Source organism: Pseudochrobactrum sp. sp1633 (assembly GCF_030376605.1).
GTDB lineage: Bacteria > Pseudomonadota > Alphaproteobacteria > Rhizobiales > Rhizobiaceae > Pseudochrobactrum.
The window spans coordinates 112,577-127,488 of sequence record NZ_JARRAE010000001.1; the positions used below are offsets into that span (position 1 = coordinate 112,577).

Annotated in this window: 17 protein-coding genes and 3 tRNA genes; 15 read left to right on the forward strand and 5 right to left on the reverse strand. The window is 49.5% G+C overall.

Going from position 1 to position 14,912, the window contains the following annotated elements:
• Positions 1 to 81 precede the first annotated feature (81 nt).
• Entirely contained in the window at positions 82 to 753 is a 672-nt protein-coding gene (locus P8H26_RS00515; RefSeq protein WP_289630916.1) for a hypothetical protein, read from the forward strand.
• Here the strand turns inward: P8H26_RS00515 and P8H26_RS00520 are convergent.
• The gene (locus tag P8H26_RS00520; protein WP_289630917.1) at positions 716 to 1,693 is read right to left on the reverse strand and encodes a metallophosphoesterase; all 978 of its coding nucleotides are present in this window, start codon (positions 1,691 to 1,693) and stop codon (positions 716 to 718) included. The two genes, P8H26_RS00515 and P8H26_RS00520, sit on opposite strands and share 38 nt — an antisense overlap.
• Positions 1,694 to 1,878: 185 nt before the next feature.
• On the opposite strand from P8H26_RS00520, the gene P8H26_RS00525 reads away from it, so the two are divergent.
• Together P8H26_RS00525 and P8H26_RS00530 are read left to right on the forward strand one after the other, a co-directional pair.
• Entirely contained in the window at positions 1,879 to 2,334 is a 456-nt protein-coding gene (locus P8H26_RS00525) for an NUDIX domain-containing protein (RefSeq protein WP_289630918.1), read from the forward strand.
• A gap of 29 nt (positions 2,335 to 2,363) precedes the next feature.
• Complete coding sequence (locus tag P8H26_RS00530) at positions 2,364 to 2,894, forward strand: gamma carbonic anhydrase family protein (RefSeq protein WP_289630919.1); 531 nt, start codon at positions 2,364 to 2,366, stop codon at positions 2,892 to 2,894.
• A gap of 19 nt (positions 2,895 to 2,913) precedes the next feature.
• Here P8H26_RS00530 and P8H26_RS00535 read toward each other — a convergent pair whose 3' ends face one another.
• The 3 genes from P8H26_RS00535 to P8H26_RS00545 all read right to left on the reverse strand — a co-directional run bounded on the left by P8H26_RS00535 (position 2,914) and on the right by P8H26_RS00545 (position 6,062).
• Entirely contained in the window at positions 2,914 to 3,459 is a 546-nt protein-coding gene (locus P8H26_RS00535) for a transglutaminase-like cysteine peptidase (protein ID WP_289631214.1), read from the reverse strand.
• A gap of 828 nt (positions 3,460 to 4,287) precedes the next feature.
• Positions 4,288 to 4,878, reverse strand: coding sequence for a PilZ domain-containing protein (locus tag P8H26_RS00540; protein ID WP_289630920.1), 591 nt, complete (start codon positions 4,876 to 4,878; stop codon positions 4,288 to 4,290).
• A gap of 236 nt (positions 4,879 to 5,114) precedes the next feature.
• On the reverse strand, positions 5,115 to 6,062 hold the full coding sequence (locus P8H26_RS00545) for a PAS domain-containing protein (protein WP_289630921.1): 948 nt from the start codon (positions 6,060 to 6,062) through the stop codon (positions 5,115 to 5,117).
• Positions 6,063 to 6,624: 562 nt separating this feature from the next.
• Here P8H26_RS00545 and P8H26_RS00550 point away from each other — a divergent pair.
• On the forward strand, positions 6,625 to 7,362 hold the full coding sequence (locus P8H26_RS00550) for a rhomboid family intramembrane serine protease (protein WP_289630922.1): 738 nt from the start codon (positions 6,625 to 6,627) through the stop codon (positions 7,360 to 7,362).
• 188 nt (positions 7,363 to 7,550) lie between these two features.
• Positions 7,551 to 7,985, forward strand: coding sequence for a CBS domain-containing protein (locus tag P8H26_RS00555; RefSeq protein ID WP_289630923.1), 435 nt, complete (start codon positions 7,551 to 7,553; stop codon positions 7,983 to 7,985).
• Between the two features lie 158 nt (positions 7,986 to 8,143).
• Here the strand turns inward: P8H26_RS00555 and rlmB are convergent, their stop codons facing one another.
• Complete coding sequence (gene rlmB / locus P8H26_RS00560) at positions 8,144 to 9,046, reverse strand: 23S rRNA (guanosine(2251)-2'-O)-methyltransferase RlmB (RefSeq protein ID WP_289630924.1); 903 nt, start codon at positions 9,044 to 9,046, stop codon at positions 8,144 to 8,146.
• 280 nt (positions 9,047 to 9,326) lie between these two features.
• Between rlmB and P8H26_RS00565 the strand changes: the two genes are divergently transcribed.
• The 10 genes from P8H26_RS00565 (at position 9,327) to rplL (ending at position 14,774) form a co-directional block, all read left to right on the forward strand.
• Positions 9,327 to 9,411 (forward strand) — tRNA-Tyr (locus P8H26_RS00565).
• Between the two features lie 25 nt (positions 9,412 to 9,436).
• A tRNA-Gly gene (locus tag P8H26_RS00570) sits at positions 9,437 to 9,510 on the forward strand.
• 211 nt (positions 9,511 to 9,721) lie between these two features.
• Positions 9,722 to 10,897 (forward strand): elongation factor Tu, encoded by a 1,176-nt coding sequence (gene tuf, locus P8H26_RS00575; protein WP_289630925.1) that lies wholly within the window; start codon positions 9,722 to 9,724, stop codon positions 10,895 to 10,897.
• A 53-nt stretch (positions 10,898 to 10,950) separates the two neighbouring features.
• Positions 10,951 to 11,026: transfer RNA gene (locus P8H26_RS00580), tRNA-Trp, on the forward strand.
• Between the two features lie 356 nt (positions 11,027 to 11,382).
• Complete coding sequence (secE, locus tag P8H26_RS00585) at positions 11,383 to 11,583, forward strand: preprotein translocase subunit SecE (protein ID WP_289630926.1); 201 nt, start codon at positions 11,383 to 11,385, stop codon at positions 11,581 to 11,583.
• 39 nt (positions 11,584 to 11,622) lie between these two features.
• Positions 11,623 to 12,153 (forward strand): transcription termination/antitermination protein NusG, encoded by a 531-nt coding sequence (gene nusG, locus P8H26_RS00590; protein ID WP_289630927.1) that lies wholly within the window; start codon positions 11,623 to 11,625, stop codon positions 12,151 to 12,153.
• A gap of 178 nt (positions 12,154 to 12,331) precedes the next feature.
• Entirely contained in the window at positions 12,332 to 12,760 is a 429-nt protein-coding gene (rplK, locus tag P8H26_RS00595) for a 50S ribosomal protein L11 (protein WP_289630928.1), read from the forward strand.
• Positions 12,761 to 12,764: 4 nt separating this feature from the next.
• Positions 12,765 to 13,463, forward strand: coding sequence for a 50S ribosomal protein L1 (gene rplA, locus P8H26_RS00600; RefSeq protein WP_289630929.1), 699 nt, complete (start codon positions 12,765 to 12,767; stop codon positions 13,461 to 13,463).
• Between the two features lie 370 nt (positions 13,464 to 13,833).
• Positions 13,834 to 14,352, forward strand: a complete 519-nt coding sequence (gene rplJ / locus P8H26_RS00605; protein ID WP_289631215.1) for a 50S ribosomal protein L10 — start codon at positions 13,834 to 13,836, stop codon at positions 14,350 to 14,352.
• 50 nt (positions 14,353 to 14,402) lie between these two features.
• On the forward strand, positions 14,403 to 14,774 hold the full coding sequence (gene rplL, locus P8H26_RS00610) for a 50S ribosomal protein L7/L12 (protein WP_289630930.1): 372 nt from the start codon (positions 14,403 to 14,405) through the stop codon (positions 14,772 to 14,774).
• The last annotated feature ends 138 nt before the right edge of the window (positions 14,775 to 14,912 follow it).

A 14,912-nucleotide genomic window follows, 5' to 3' on the forward strand; every position in this document is an offset into this window, starting at 1 on the left:
TCTTTTCAAATACCTGCGAAAGCCATAAAATCGCCATGCATGATATTGTCTGTAAAAGGAACAAACTGAAAAGGCGGCGGCATGAATAAAAACGAGGATCAATTCATTGCATCGCCGTCTGAAGCAGATGCAATGCAACCTGCGGAGCATGGTAATGGTCACGAGCGGCTGAAATCAGCAATTAGGCAGATAAAATCTGCTCAGGCTGACCGGATGGATAGTATTTCGGATATCAGAGAAACGGATATTGCCCGTCTTGAATTGTTGTTGCAGGACTTGCAGCCGGTTTTTGATGCTGTGCCTGCAGAGGATGAGCAATGGGACTTCTGTCTGAACAGAGGTATGCAGCCGCGTTTATGGCTGGATGCCAGTGCCTTTGTGATGATTGCAAAAGACCGGCGCAGTTATCGTTTTGTGCGCGATACCCGTCTGGGACGGATTATTCTAGCCGATAATAAAGACATCAAGGTCATCTCAAATGCTGTGACCCGCTATATTGCTTCGCGCATTCTTGAGCGTGAGCGGTTGATGGATGACTGCAAGCTTGAAGCACCACCCGCAGCAGCGGAAAAGAATGAAGCCGCTGATAGCGTAGCAACAGAGAATACCGGTGCAGTATCATCTGATAATGCACCGCTGATGAAACTGCTGTGGTTTGCGGGAGGTGCTTTGCTTGGTGCCGTGGCGCTAATTTTGCTGCTGCGCTTTTACGGGTTCACTCTGCCAATGCTGCCGGATCTGATGAACCGCTGATTTGCGGCGCTGATCTGCCAAGCATCAGCACTTGCTCACTAATCAGCTGCACCTCGGTATTTTCACTGGTAAAGCCATATTGCTGCCAAAGGCACTGCCAGCTAAGCGGCTGCTCTGCCGGAGCAATGGAAAACAGATTATAGCGCGCAGGCGGCTTGCGGCCTTCATGGCCAACCGGATAGGGCGCCTGACTGGCGGACGGCACGCAGATCACCGGCACCGCGCCATGCGGCGAAGCAATTTCATTATAAGTTGCCAGATGGGTGTGCCCGTGCAGCACAAGCTCAGCACCGGCTTCTCTGATAATTTTTTGAAAACGGCCAATGCCGAACAACCGCTTATAGGCAGGCGTTGCGTTGCGCACCGGCGGATGGTGGATCAGAACCACGCGGCACAGACCTTTTTCACCGGTCTCCGTCAGCATCTTTTTCAGCCGTGCTGCCTGTGCAGGCAAAAAATCACCGCTGGCCATGAAGGGGCCGGTGGCGCGAGCCGAACTGACGCCAATAATAGCAACGCCGTCACGTTCTCTCAGATAGGGAAATTGCGGACGTTTATTGTGATTATCAATGCCGTCACCGCGCATCCACGGTTCCCAGCTGCAGCAGGATTTTTCCAGAGCACCCGGTACATAGGCATCGTGATTGCCCGGCACAAAAGATACGTCCTGCGACGAACCAAGTTGTTTCAGCCAGTTATATCCGTTGTCAATCTCGAGGTTGAGCGCCAGATTCACCAGATCGCCGGTGACAGCAATATGATCGGGAGCGCGGGCTTTCAAATCTGTAATGAGATTGTTCAGTACCCAGTCATGCAAGGCATCTTTACGATGACGTTTCCAGTTAATATAGCCGGTGATACGTTTCGAGGCCAGCTCACGCAGGCGTACCTGCGGTAAAGGCGACAGATGAATATCCGAGATATGGGCAAGTCTGAACATTGGCGAAGATTTAGCCTTCAGCCGCGCATAGTCAATAAAAAACACGCAGCATAAGATGTGTGATGCACGAAAACTCTGTGCTTCCTGTAAAAAGTCTCAATTGACAGGACACAAATCCGCTATTCTTATAGCCGTGCGACTGGCGATTTTCGCTTTTGCCTCAACTGCTTAAGTAAAGACAATTTATGAAATTCAAAAGCTGGTTATTCCATACATATTTTTTGTTTCGCCGTCCCATGACTTTGGGAGTGAGAGCGGTTGTGCTGGGTGATGAGGGGCAAAGCGTTTTTCTTGTACGGCATACTTATGTCAAAGGCTGGCATTTGCCGGGTGGCGGGGTGGAGCGCGGAGAGACTTTCGGGCAGGCTCTGATGAAGGAACTGCGCGAAGAGGCGTCAATCGAGCTGACCGGCACGCCGGAACTGTTCGGACTTTACAAAAATACCAAAGTCTCCAACCGGGATCATGTGGCACTGTATGTTTGCCGGTCTTTCGAGCAGACAGGAACCCGTGCGCCGGATTGGGAAATTGCCGAGGCTCGATTTTTTCCGCTCAGTGACTTGCCCGATGATGTAACAGAGGCCACGATGCGCCGTCTGAATGAAGTCACAACCCATGCGGTGCCGGATGCGTTGTGGTGATTTGAGTTTGTGAAAACGGAGATATTACCATGCCGGTTTATGTGCTGGACGGCCACAGCCCGCAATTTGATCATCGCGCCAGCAACTGGCTTGCGCCCGATGCCACGCTGATTGGCAATGTGCGGGTAGGGGAAAACGCAGGAATCTGGTTCGGTGTTATTGCGCGTGGCGACAATGAGCTGATTCACATCGGCAAAGACAGCAATGTGCAAGAACATGTTGTTCTGCATACGGATATTGGTTTTCCGCTGACAATCGGTGAAGGTTGTACAATCGGCCATCGGGCGATGCTGCATGGTTGCACAATCGGTGACAACAGCCTGATCGGTATTGGTGCTATCGTTCTCAACGGAGCGAAAATTGGTAAAAATTCTCTGGTTGGCGCCGGTGCCTTGGTAACAGAGGGCAAAGAATTTCCGGATAATTCTTTGATTGTCGGTTCTCCGGCGCGGGTATTGCGCGAGCTGACACCAGAGCAAATTGAAAAATTGCGGGTATCTGCACAAAACTATGTGGCTAATGGCAGACGCTATCAGCGTGGTCTGGAGATAGCGCCGTAATTCTCTTTCTGTAAGCTGCTTAATTGCCGAGAGCGGAGGTTGCGATGCTGCTGATCAGAAGTTCAGGCGCATGACGGATATCGACCCACTGACCGCTGTGACGTGCTGACTGGCGCTTGAGATAAGTGTAGCTGGTCTGATTCCAGATTTTGACACTGTCTTCCAGATTATCGAGAATGAAATCACCGCGATCTGTACGCACTGTTAAGACGGCGTGGCCTTCACCATTCTGCTGGCGCACAACTGTAATCAGTAGTGTATTGACCGGAAATCCTGCATTGATCAGCATACGGCGCTTCAGCAATACATAGTCTTCGCAATCGCCGTATTGGATGCCGGACTGTGTTGGGTAAGACCAAACCTCTTCCTTGCCCCACATTTCCATGTCTGTGCGTGGCAGAATGGCTGTATTCACCTGTGCGTTGACCTGAATGATCTTAGCCCACAAGTCTTTAGTGAGTTGCAGCGGAGCTTCTGTGCGGCTGGTCTGGCTGCATTCTTTTTTATATTGTTTGCAGAAATCATAGTGACCGACAGGCTGGGTTGTGCGGCCCTCTGTCTGCATCCACGGCTGAGCAGCCTGACTTGTCGTTGTGCCACTGAAAATGGTTACTAAAACTGTCAGTGTAAGCAGCAGAGTTGCGGTAGCCAGCTTATGCTTTGCTGTTGTGCCGCGCGCACTCTTTTTATGTGCTGTCTTGTTATACATTGTGACGCTCCTTGTTGAGAGCACCTTGGCATCGAGACATTGACAGTATCCAAAGGGATATGAATAAGACAAAGTAAACGCAGAGGTGAAAATTTGTAAACCTTAACTGCTTGTAAAATCAATGTTTTAACGAAAATTAGGACTTGCTATACGCAAAATTCATGCAGGTTTCCTTTGTGTGAAACCTTGAGGTTAACAGAGTGTTTTGCGGTTAATGGCAGGTTGAAATCGGGGGCTTGTCCACAGGCGCTGGTTAATATGCAGTGTAAGGGACAATGTTACGGATAAGCTTATATTTACCTAGCTGTTCCGCAGGCAGGAAATTGAGCGAAAAATTATTTCAGGCTTTGATAACTATAAAGATGAATGCGTGTTTTTATAAACGCAAATATTGCCGGAATTAAAGGCGTGACTGACTGCTCGCCGCTTTTATAAGCGGCATTTGCCAGTGCAGAATCAAAATAAACAGGAAAACCCGGATGTCAGACTATGGCTGACGAAGCGTGATACGCGCGGAATAAGACGGTTCGAGCCGATAATGCTCAACTTGGAACATTTCGAAGGTATGATGAAAGACAAGGCTCCGGAGCATGGCGCAATTAAACGGACGTAATTAACGCCTGCGAGCATGCCAAGAGTAAAAAACTCAGAGCAGAACTATGAATGTGATTGATTGTGACGGTTCTAGTCTTTTGGCAGGTCGGTTTGCAGAACCAGAAATTCAATACCGATACCATCATCGAAATGGCGCATGACTTTGGCCTGAGTATTGCCAAGAGTGACGATGCTGCGCAGCGGCGGGCGCAGAGCCGTTACAACTGCCGCGCCGGAAAGTGACAGATCAAGAATTTTGCATGCATGGGTTGAGCCGTCATCGAGCGTTAACACGGCTTCAGTGCGTGCCGGTGTATGACGCGTGTGGCGTCTTTGTTCCGGTTGCTGCTGGCTGCTGTTTTTGCTGAGCCAGTCTATTTTGGCAGCAAGTTTGTTTTTCTGGTGCGGCGTATGTTGCAACTGCAGCGTGAACTCATCGCGCTGGGTGCTGATGACAGCCCCTTCTAAACGCCCGACACCGTCAATATATGCAATAATATGATCATCAGAATTGATGGCAATGCTATCGTTTGTCAGGCTGAGGTCAGCGTTGTTTGTGGAAATTCGCCATAATGCACAGGCATATTCACTGCCGTCCGCACGCATAAAACGACCATTGAGCGGGGATTTCAAAGTCAGTCTGACAGGGGCATCGGAGTGCTCCGTTGTCTTTGCAGGCATTAATCCTGACGCGTGCGAAGATGGAGGTGTTGCTGCCGACATATTGCTGAAATGTGCCTCTGGACGATTTTATAAATACGAAAGCCGGCGCTATCCCCATCACCGGCACTTATCATGCTATAATAATTTTTGCTAGCACGCTACTAAAAGCTTGGTTTTATAGTGTTTCTTGTGAGTAATTATCTGGGAATAAGAATTTTATAGCAATGAATTCACGCATATACTGAGCTGGCACGTTAATTTTTGTCTTTCCCGCCGGTGATCAGCTTCAAATGAGCTGCTTTTTGTACCGATGGTGCGGATTCGGGTTTTGGTGCTGCCGGATGTATACTTTTGATGAGATCAGCAACTGTAAGTGGTGCCGATCCTGTTGCAGGGGCAGGGCGGATAGCATGATGGATTGTTGGTTCAGAGGTGCGTGCTGCCGGAAGTAATGCCTCAATCTGAGGCAGTAAAGCTCTGGCAAAAGCGGTATCAGCGACGCCGGCACCTTCAAGTTTGCTCTTTATATTTATAGAAGGGACGGTAGCCTCGGCCACAGCGAATGAATTCTCTGTGCTCGGCATAAGTTCATGATGACGGTCCAATAGAACCTGTAGCACAGATTTCATGCCTTTTGTTGCAGGCGCTATATCTTCCTGAGCGGCAGATGGGGTTGTTTCGCTGCGCAATCCCATGTGATTGCTGATCAGCGGGTCGCTGCCAAGCCAAAGCGGCTGATCCAGAGGAACCATGCTGCCGATCCATGCGAGCGAACCATCCGCCTCGTGCAATGGCAATAATAAGGATTCAAAATGGCAGGCTTTTTCAGTCAGCGTCAGTCCGGTATGTTCCAGACGCAAGGGCCGGTAATCAAGTCCGGACAGGTGTAACTGCTCCGCAAGCCACAAGCGTACATCATCATGCCAGAGAGATAAAAAGCGGGTATTGCGTAATTCTCTGCCATAAATCGTGCAAAGACGGGTTCCTGCCAGCCTGAACTGCCATTGTTTTGGCTGAGGAATGCCGGTGCTGTCAGGATTAGCTGTCGTGGCGCTCGCTTCATGATCGCCGCGCAGGATGAAAATATTCGGAAGCTTGCCGCCCAGATCACGCGGGCTGATGTCACGACGATCCGGCGCCGCGCGGGTTCCGCGCAACCTGTCCCAATATGTGAGCAGATCGGCCGTCCAATCATGTTTCATGATGTGGCTGCTATCCTCGTCTTTTCTGAGCCCGTACTGTTGGGGGATTTCCACCAATAAATGCTGAAATCCGTTTAACATAGTGCGCGTATCTGTCTTTCAGATTGAAACACCATTTACGCGAAACACTTTTTAATTTTTGTCACCCGATATAAAAGCGTCAGTCATGGTGATGACTGTTGTGCTTCCCTGCATCCGGTTGATGGCAATAATATGCGCAGATGAATGTAAACAAGCCATGTTTGAGACCAGAACATCCACGAACAATAAAATTTATGGTTAACGCTTTGCTTAGATTGCATTAATCAATTAAGTATGTTTAGATACTTTTACGCAAAAGTTGCGAGCATTTTAGTGGAAACTGCTCATTGCTTCTGATGCTTGAACTCCAGAATTTAAGTCCGGACTTGCATTGTCCGTTCGCCGCCTGTCTGACAGGCGGTTTTTTCTTGTCTTGATTTGGCTGTGTTCCTGTCCCAAACATAATTCTGAACAGGTTCCATATGCGCTGACCGCGACAGCTGCATCATGAAAACATTACACAAATCTCTATGAGGACAGAATGCAGCAACCGGTAAACGAATCTCATGCAGATGATCAGCACGGGCGTGGCGGCTCCCAGCCGGTATTTAATATTCCGCCTGTTGTTGTGGCCCTGATCGGTATTTGTGTGGCGGTTTATCTCATTCAGTCTTATCTGCTGAATGACGGCCAATATGTCTGGTTCATGCTGAATTTTGCTTTTATTCCGCAACGCTTCAGTCTCGGAGGCGGCTTTGGTGATCCATTCGCGTGGCTCACAGCATTAACATATTCATTCATGCATGGCGGATTTGCGCATCTGGCGGTCAACAGCGTCTGGTTTGCTGCTTTCGGCTCTCCGCTGGCAGGGCGTATCGGAACGCGAAAGTTTCTGCTTTTCTGGCTGCTTACGGCCGTTATAGCGGCCTTTACGCATTATGCGCTTTATCCTGACAGTAATATCCCGCTGGTCGGGGCTTCCGGCGCTATTTCCGGCATGATGGGCGCGGCTGCCCGTTTTGGTTTTCGCCGCGTAACATATTATTCCAGGGCAGGGCGGCAAATTCCGGCTTTTGGCGGGCCGCTTCTCTCTGTTTTGCAAACCTTTCAAAACCGGACTGTGCTCACATTTGTCGGCTTCTGGCTGATTATCAATGTGATTACCGGCCTTTATGCAACTGCGCCGGGCGAGCTTTCGGGTATTGCCTGGGAAGCACATATCGGTGGCTTTGTTGCCGGATTTTTCGGAATCGCACTGTTGTTACGTGATCGCTCCTGATGCGATTAATTTATGATTTTATCTGATTTGTGTTATTCTGAATCAATGGTTTCTGGTCTGGTTCCGGCTTGTGTCAGCAACAATATATAATCTCAGCGCTTTCCCATGCCGGTAAACCGTCCTGATGTCATAAACGCTCCTGTTTTCAGGCGCGATAGATGGTTTGGCGTTTTTATCGGGAGGAAATAATGACTGTACGAGCAATTCTGGAGCAAAAAGGCAGTGATGTTTACACTGTCAAAGCTGATGCAGATCTGGAAACGGCAGCAAAACAGCTCTCAGCGCACCGTATTGGTGCATTGCTGGTGGATGAAGGCGCGGGGAAATATACAGGAATTCTTTCTGAGCGGGATATTGTGCGTGCCTGCGCCAATCACGGTATTCAGGCTTTACAAATGCCGGTTTCTAAAACCATGACCACGAAGGTTCTGCATTGCAGTCCGCATGATACGGTTCATTACGTGATGGAAATGATGACCCGACACCGCTTCCGGCATCTGCCGGTTGTTGATGAATCGGGAGAACTTGTTGGTATTATTTCGATCGGTGACGTTGTGAAGCGTCGTATTGAGCAGGCCGAGCAGGAAACCGCGGAAATGATTCAGTATATTGCAACAGCCTGACAATTAGCGCGTGTCACATAAAAGCGGCACAGTTTGATGCTGCCGGCCGTTCGCATATTGATGTCTCACACTGCTTCGATGCGATGATTCTATGCATAAAAACAAAAAAAGCCCCGCACCTTGAATCATCAAAGTGCGGGGCTTTTTTTAAAAGAGTGTTATTTGCTCAAAAAACGCTGCGCAGCATAAAGCGAAATGGCTGCGGCATTCGAGACATTCAGCGATTTAATCGCGCCCGGCATATCAAGACGTGCCAGTGCATTGACTGTTTCGCGTGTTTTTTGACGCAAGCCTTTGCCTTCTGCTCCCAGAACAAGCGCAACTTTGTTGCCCTTGAGCGTTTGTTCCATTTCCAGCGGGCCTTCCGAATCGAGGCCGATGGTCATGTACCCGAGTTCATGCAGCTCCTGAATCGCTTCAGCAAGGTTGCGCACTTCGATCTGGTCAATCATTTCCAGCGCACCGGAAGCGGATTTTGCCAATACACCTGATTCCTGCGGGCTGTGCCGTGAGGTTGTGATGATCGCATCAGCACCAAAGGCAACAGCGGAACGCAAAATAGCGCCGACATTATGCGGATCAGTCACCTGATCCAGAATCAAAAGCAGGCGACCTTCTTTAAGATCCTGCAATTTACGCGGTTTCAGAGCTGCAGTTTCAATCAGAACGCCCTGATGAACTGCATCTGAACCGGTCAGCGCATCAATATCCCGCGGCTCAACCATTTCAGGGGTGAGGCGGGCAAGCGTTGCATCATCCAGTTCAAGGCGTGCCAGAGCATTTTTAGTAACAAGCATACGGAAAATACGGCGACGCGGATTTTCAATCGCTGCTTTTACTGTGTGCAGGCCATAAAGACGGATGATTCCATCCTCTGCCGGACTGCCTTTGACAGATTTACGTCTGTCGAAACGGTTATCCTGACGGTATGGCTGCGAATTTTGTTCGCTGCCGCCGGATTTTTGATCACGAAACTGGCGCCGCAGACGCGCATAATGCGAATCTTTAGGTGTGCCGGTGGAGGAGCCGGATGAGTCCGGTGACGATTTTTTATCTTTCATGAGCGCTCTATACCGATTTTCCTGTCTTCAAGGTAGCATCTTTCCTTATTCACAGGCAGGAAAGTTTCGTGATGCGAAAAAAGACCACCGGAAAAGCCCTATATTGTGGATGATTGATAAGCCTGTGAAAATTTTATGCATTTTTTTCAAAAAGAGCTGTTGACTTATCAGGGTCTTATCGGCATAACCCGCCTCGTTCACAGCGACAAACGAGCCAAGCGCTACGGGGTCACAGTGAACGGAATGCCTAGTCGCTCAACTCTGCTTGCAGTGAGTTTCTGGAGGAGTGCCCGAGTGGTTAAAGGGGGCGGACTGTAAATCCGCTGGCTTAGCCTACGTTGGTTCGAAACCAACCTCCTCCACCACTGCCAGAGCATGAGTTTTGAGTGCGCGGGTATAGCTCAATGGTAGAGCAGCAGCCTTCCAAGCTGAATACGCGGGTTCGATTCCCGCTACCCGCTCCAGATATTTCAGAGCGGTATGGCGTGTAGGGTAATTTGGCTGGCTTTAAAAAGCTTAAGTCAAAAGCGAGTTCAATAAGCTTCAAGCCGAGAGGGTTGGAGCTTAGTTCTACTGTACAATATCCTGGGTAAGTTGCCTTAGGGTAGGTTATATAGCATTTAAAATTGTTGCAGCGCGTGAAAATATGCGTTGTGGTGAAAGAGAGCGACAGCGATGGCAAAGAGCAAATTTGAACGTAATAAACCGCACGTCAATATCGGCACTATCGGTCACGTTGACCACGGTAAGACCTCGTTGACTGCTGCTATCACCAAATTCTTTGGTGACTTCAAGGCTTACGACCAGATCGATAACGCCCCTGAAGAAAAAGCACGCGGTATCACTATTTCGACTTCGCACGTTGAATATGAAACAGAAAACCGCCACTACGCACACGTTGACTGCCCAGGTCACGCTGACTATGTGAAGAACATGATCACCGGTGCTGCGCAGATGGATGGCGCGATCCTGGTTGTTAACGCTGCTGACGGCCCGATGCCGCAGACCCGTGAGCACATCCTGCTCGCTCGTCAGGTTGGTGTGCCTGCAATCGTTGTGTTCCTGAACAAAGTTGATCAGGTTGACGATGCTGAGCTGCTCGAACTCGTAGAAATGGAAGTTCGCGAACTTCTTTCGAAATACGATTTCCCAGGCGATGATATTCCAGTTGTTAAGGGTTCGGCTCTGGCAGCTCTGGAAGATTCAAACAAAGTAATCGGCGAAGACGCAGTTCGTGAACTGATGGCTGCTGTTGATGCTTACATTCCAACTCCAGAACGTCCTGTTGATCAGCCGTTCCTGATGCCAATCGAAGACGTGTTCTCGATCTCCGGCCGCGGTACAGTTGTTACCGGTCGTGTAGAGCGCGGTATCGTTAAAGTTGGTGAAGAAGTTGAAATCGTTGGTATCAAAGCTACCGGCAAGACAACTGTTACCGGCGTTGAAATGTTCCGCAAGCTGCTCGATCAGGGCCAGGCTGGCGACAACATCGGCGCACTGGTTCGCGGTGTAGGTCGTGACGACGTTGAACGTGGTCAGGTTCTCTGCAAGCCAGGTTCGGTTAAGCCACACACCAAGTTCAAGGCAGAAGCTTATATTCTGACCAAAGACGAAGGTGGCCGTCATACACCGTTCTTCACAAACTACCGTCCGCAGTTTTATTTCCGTACAACTGACGTAACCGGTATTGTGACCTTGCCAGAAGGCGTGGAAATGGTTATGCCGGGCGACAACGTAACAGTTGATGTTGCATTGATCGTGCCGATCGCTATGGAAGAAAAACTCCGTTTCGCGATCCGCGAAGGTGGCCGCACCGTTGGTGCAGGTATCGTCGCTTCGATCATCGAATAATAAAGATTTAACAAGGCTGGGTAGCCAGCCTTGTATCGCTCAGGCGATAATACAGGGGTATAGCTCAGTTGGTAGAGCGACGGTCTCCAAAACCGTAGGTCGCGGGTTCGAGCCCTGCTGCCCCTGCCATTTTAAGGCGGCGTCACACATCTTGTGTGGCGCCGTTTTTGTATGTAAGATGGTTTTATGTGATACATAGAGCGGTCTTGCAGCGGATCTGATATAGCGCTGTTTTATCGTTGACCTGTTTGCAATTCAGGGCAGGGCGGCTGTCAATTCCGCCATGTAATACACGGAATTTATCATATCTTAGCATATGGGCTTGTGTTTTTAAGGAATCGGCTCTATGTAAGGGCATTCAATAACGGTGCGTGGGATTGAGTTATCGTCCGACGTGCCGTAATCTTGTGAGTTCTTTCTGATTAATGCATTCTTAATAGCTTGTTTTGATTGGGATTAATTTTAATACAAGCGCAGAGTGGCAAATGGCGTCCAAAACTAATCCGATTACGTTTTTCCGTCAGGTTCGTGCCGAGGCGGCTAAAGTAACGTGGCCAACCCGGCGTGAGACCGTGATTTCAACTGTTATGGTCGTTATCATGGCTTTTCTGGCGGCGCTCTTTTTCTTTGTTGCGGATCAGCTGATGGCTTATGGCGTTGAATTGCTTCTGGGTCTCGGACGTTAACATAGGTTTGGTTGGCGTGAGCTATACGGGAGAAGCATAATGACTGCGCGTTGGTATATCGTACACGCATATTCGAATTTCGAAAAAAAGGTTGCTGAGGCAATCGAAGAGAAGGCGAAGCAGAAGGGTCTGTTTCATCTTTTTGAAAAAATTCTGGTTCCTACAGAAAAGATCGTGGAAGTGCGCCGCGGCCGTAAGGTTGACGCTGAGCGCAAGTTTTTCCCTGGTTATGTTCTGGTTCGCGCCAATCTGACAGATGATGTCTATCATCTGATTAAGAATACGCCGCGTGTAACAGGTTTCCTTGGTACAGAGTCAAAGCCGGTTCCGATCAGTGATCGTGAAGTTGATCAGATTCTGTCTCAGGTGCAGGACGGTGTTGAGCGTCCGCGTGCTTCAATTTCGTTTGAAGTGGGTGAGTCTGTACGCGTTTCTGATGGTCCGTTTGCTTCCTTCAACGGTATTGTTCAGGAAGTTGATGAGGATCGTTCGCGCCTTAAAGTCGAGGTCTCGATTTTTGGTCGTGCAACGCCTGTTGATCTGGATTTTGGTCAGGTTGAAAAACTCTGATCAAGCTGGCCTTCGGGTCAGTGTGCCGCTTTAGCGGCGCAAATGGGTGGAAGGGGCGCAGGCTTAGCCGCTCTGTCAACCGCACCACCCGCTGCAACGCTATATTATATAGCGGTTCAATAGTGCCTCTGTGGCATTGTAACTTTACCCTGAGGGGTAAGAATAAAGGCAGATAGTAATGGCTAAAAAAATTGCTGGCCAGCTGAAACTTCAGGTTTCCGCAGCCTCCGCAACTCCATCGCCGCCAATTGGTCCGGCTCTGGGTCAGCGCGGTATTAACATCATGGAATTCTGTAAGGCATTTAATGCTGCTACGCAGGAACTGGAAAAAGGTTCGCCTGTTCCAGTCGTGATCACATATTATCAGGATAAGTCTTTCACCTTCGTGATGAAGACTCCACCTGTAAGCTACTTCCTTAAAAAAGCTGCCAACCTGAAGTCCGGTTCGAAAGAGCCAGGTAAAGTTGTTGCCGGTACGATTTCACGTGACAAAGTTCGTGAAATTGCTGAAGCGAAGATGAAAGATCTGAACGCGTCAGATATCGAAGCAGCAATGCGCATGGTTGAAGGCTCCGCCCGCTCGATGGGCCTTAAGGTAGAAGGCTGATACGATGACGAAAATTTCAAAGCGTGTCGCTAAGATCCGTGAAGGCGTAGAGCCTATGAAACTTTACGACCTGGGCACAGCTCTTGGTCTCGTAAAGGAACGCGCGGTTGCTAAGTTCGATGAAACCATCGAAGTAGCTCTGAATCTTGGTGTTGATCCTCGCCATGCGGATCAGATGGTTCGTGGCGTTGTTAATCTGCCAAACGGTACAGGCCGTACTGTTCGCGTTGCTGTATTTGCCCGTGGTGACAAAGCTGAAGAAGCTAAGAAAGCCGGTGCGGATATCGTTGGTGCGGAAGACCTGTTCGAAACCATCAATGCCGGCAATATCGATTTCGATCGCTGCATTGCTACCCCTGACATGATGCCACTCGTTGGTCGTCTGGGTAAGGTTCTCGGTCCTCGCGGCATGATGCCAAACCCTAAAGTTGGTACTGTAACAGTTGACGTAGCTGGTGCCGTTAAGGCTTCCAAGGGCGGCGCTGTTGAATTCCGCGTTGAAAAAGCCGGTATCATTCATGCAGGTATTGGTAAAGCTTCGTTCGAAGTTAAGGCTCTGGAAGAAAACATCCGCGCTTTCGCAGATGCAGTTCTCAAAGCCAAGCCAGCTGGTGCAAAGGGTGAATACCTGAAGCGCGTTGCGGTTTCTTCGACAATGGGCGTTGGCGTTAAAGTCGAGCCTTCAAGCGTTAAAATCGCCTGATTTGCATTTACAGAATAAATCTGTAAAAGCCTGATTTAACGCTGTTCGAGAAATCACAGCATTAAATCTTTAAAAAGTTTCCGGGGCCTTTGGGCCCGGATCACCGGAAGTCAAATTCCGGTATCCTGTCCGAGATTGCGGGTGGTTCGCCTTAATTCTTTTGAACCTGCATGAGACGTGGAATGACCTTATTTTGACAGTGCATACTGTGTTTAGGGTTTGAACCGTAGTTGCCTTGACCGGACCTGCTTTGCAGGGAAGGGGCAGGGGACAGGAACCTCGTATGTTGGATAGCACTTCTTACACGCTATCCGGCAAAGGCAACCCGGTGAGGATGCTCCTGTGCATTCTTACCAACTGGAGAGAGACAGTGGAAAAAGCGGAAAAGCGCGAATTTGTCACTTGGCTGAACGGCACTTTCAAAGAGTCCGGCTCGGTCGTTGTGGCCCACTATAGCGGTCTCACTGTTGCACAGATGAGCGATCTTCGCTTGAAAGTTAGTGCAGCAGGCGGCGCCGTTAAAGTCGCGAAGAACCGTCTTGCCAAAATCGCTCTTCAGGGCACGGAGTCAGAAGGTATTTCTAATCTGTTCACTGGACAGACAGTAATTGCCTATGCAGTTGATCCAATTGCAGCTCCGAAAGTAGCGGTAGAATTCGCTAAAGCGAATGACAAGCTTGTCATTCTCGGCGGTTCTATGGGTTCGACAGTTCTTGATGCAGAAGGCGTGAAAGCTCTTGCTTCCCTGCCATCCCTCGACGAACTGCGCGCCAAGCTGGTTGGTATGGTTCAGACACCAGCCACCCGTCTCGCTGTGCTCACAAGCGCGCCAGCAGGTCAAATTGCTCGCGTTATTGGCGCACATGCCCGGAAGAACGAAGCGGCGTAAGGCCGTTCTCGCTGTTATAACAGTTCAAACCTTAATTAAAGGAATATACCATGGCTGATCTCGCAAAGATCGTTGACGACCTGTCCGCATTGACTGTTCTGGAAGCTGCAGAGCTGTCCAAGCTTCTCGAAGAAAAGTGGGGCGTATCCGCTGCTGCTCCTGTAGCTGCTGCTGCTGCTGCTGGTGCTCCAGCTGCTGCTGCTGAAGAAAAGACTGAATTCGACGTTATCCTCGTTGAAGGCGGCGCAAACAAGATCAACGTGATCAAAGAAGTTCGCGCACTGACAGGTCTCGGCCTGAAAGAAGCTAAGGACCTCGTTGAAGGCGCACCTAAGGCTGTTAAAGAAGCCGCGACTAAAGACGAAGCAGAAAAAATCAAAGCTCAGCTCGAAGCAGCTGGCGCTAAGGTTGAACTCAAGTAATTTGAGTGATCGGCGGGCTTTGCAGCCCGCCGTTTTCCGCTTTGTAAGCGGAAGTTTTTTGTAAGCATCTGATTTTAGGTGACAAACAAAAACGGATAGCATAATGGACTGTATATGTCTTTCATGATCATTGGCAGA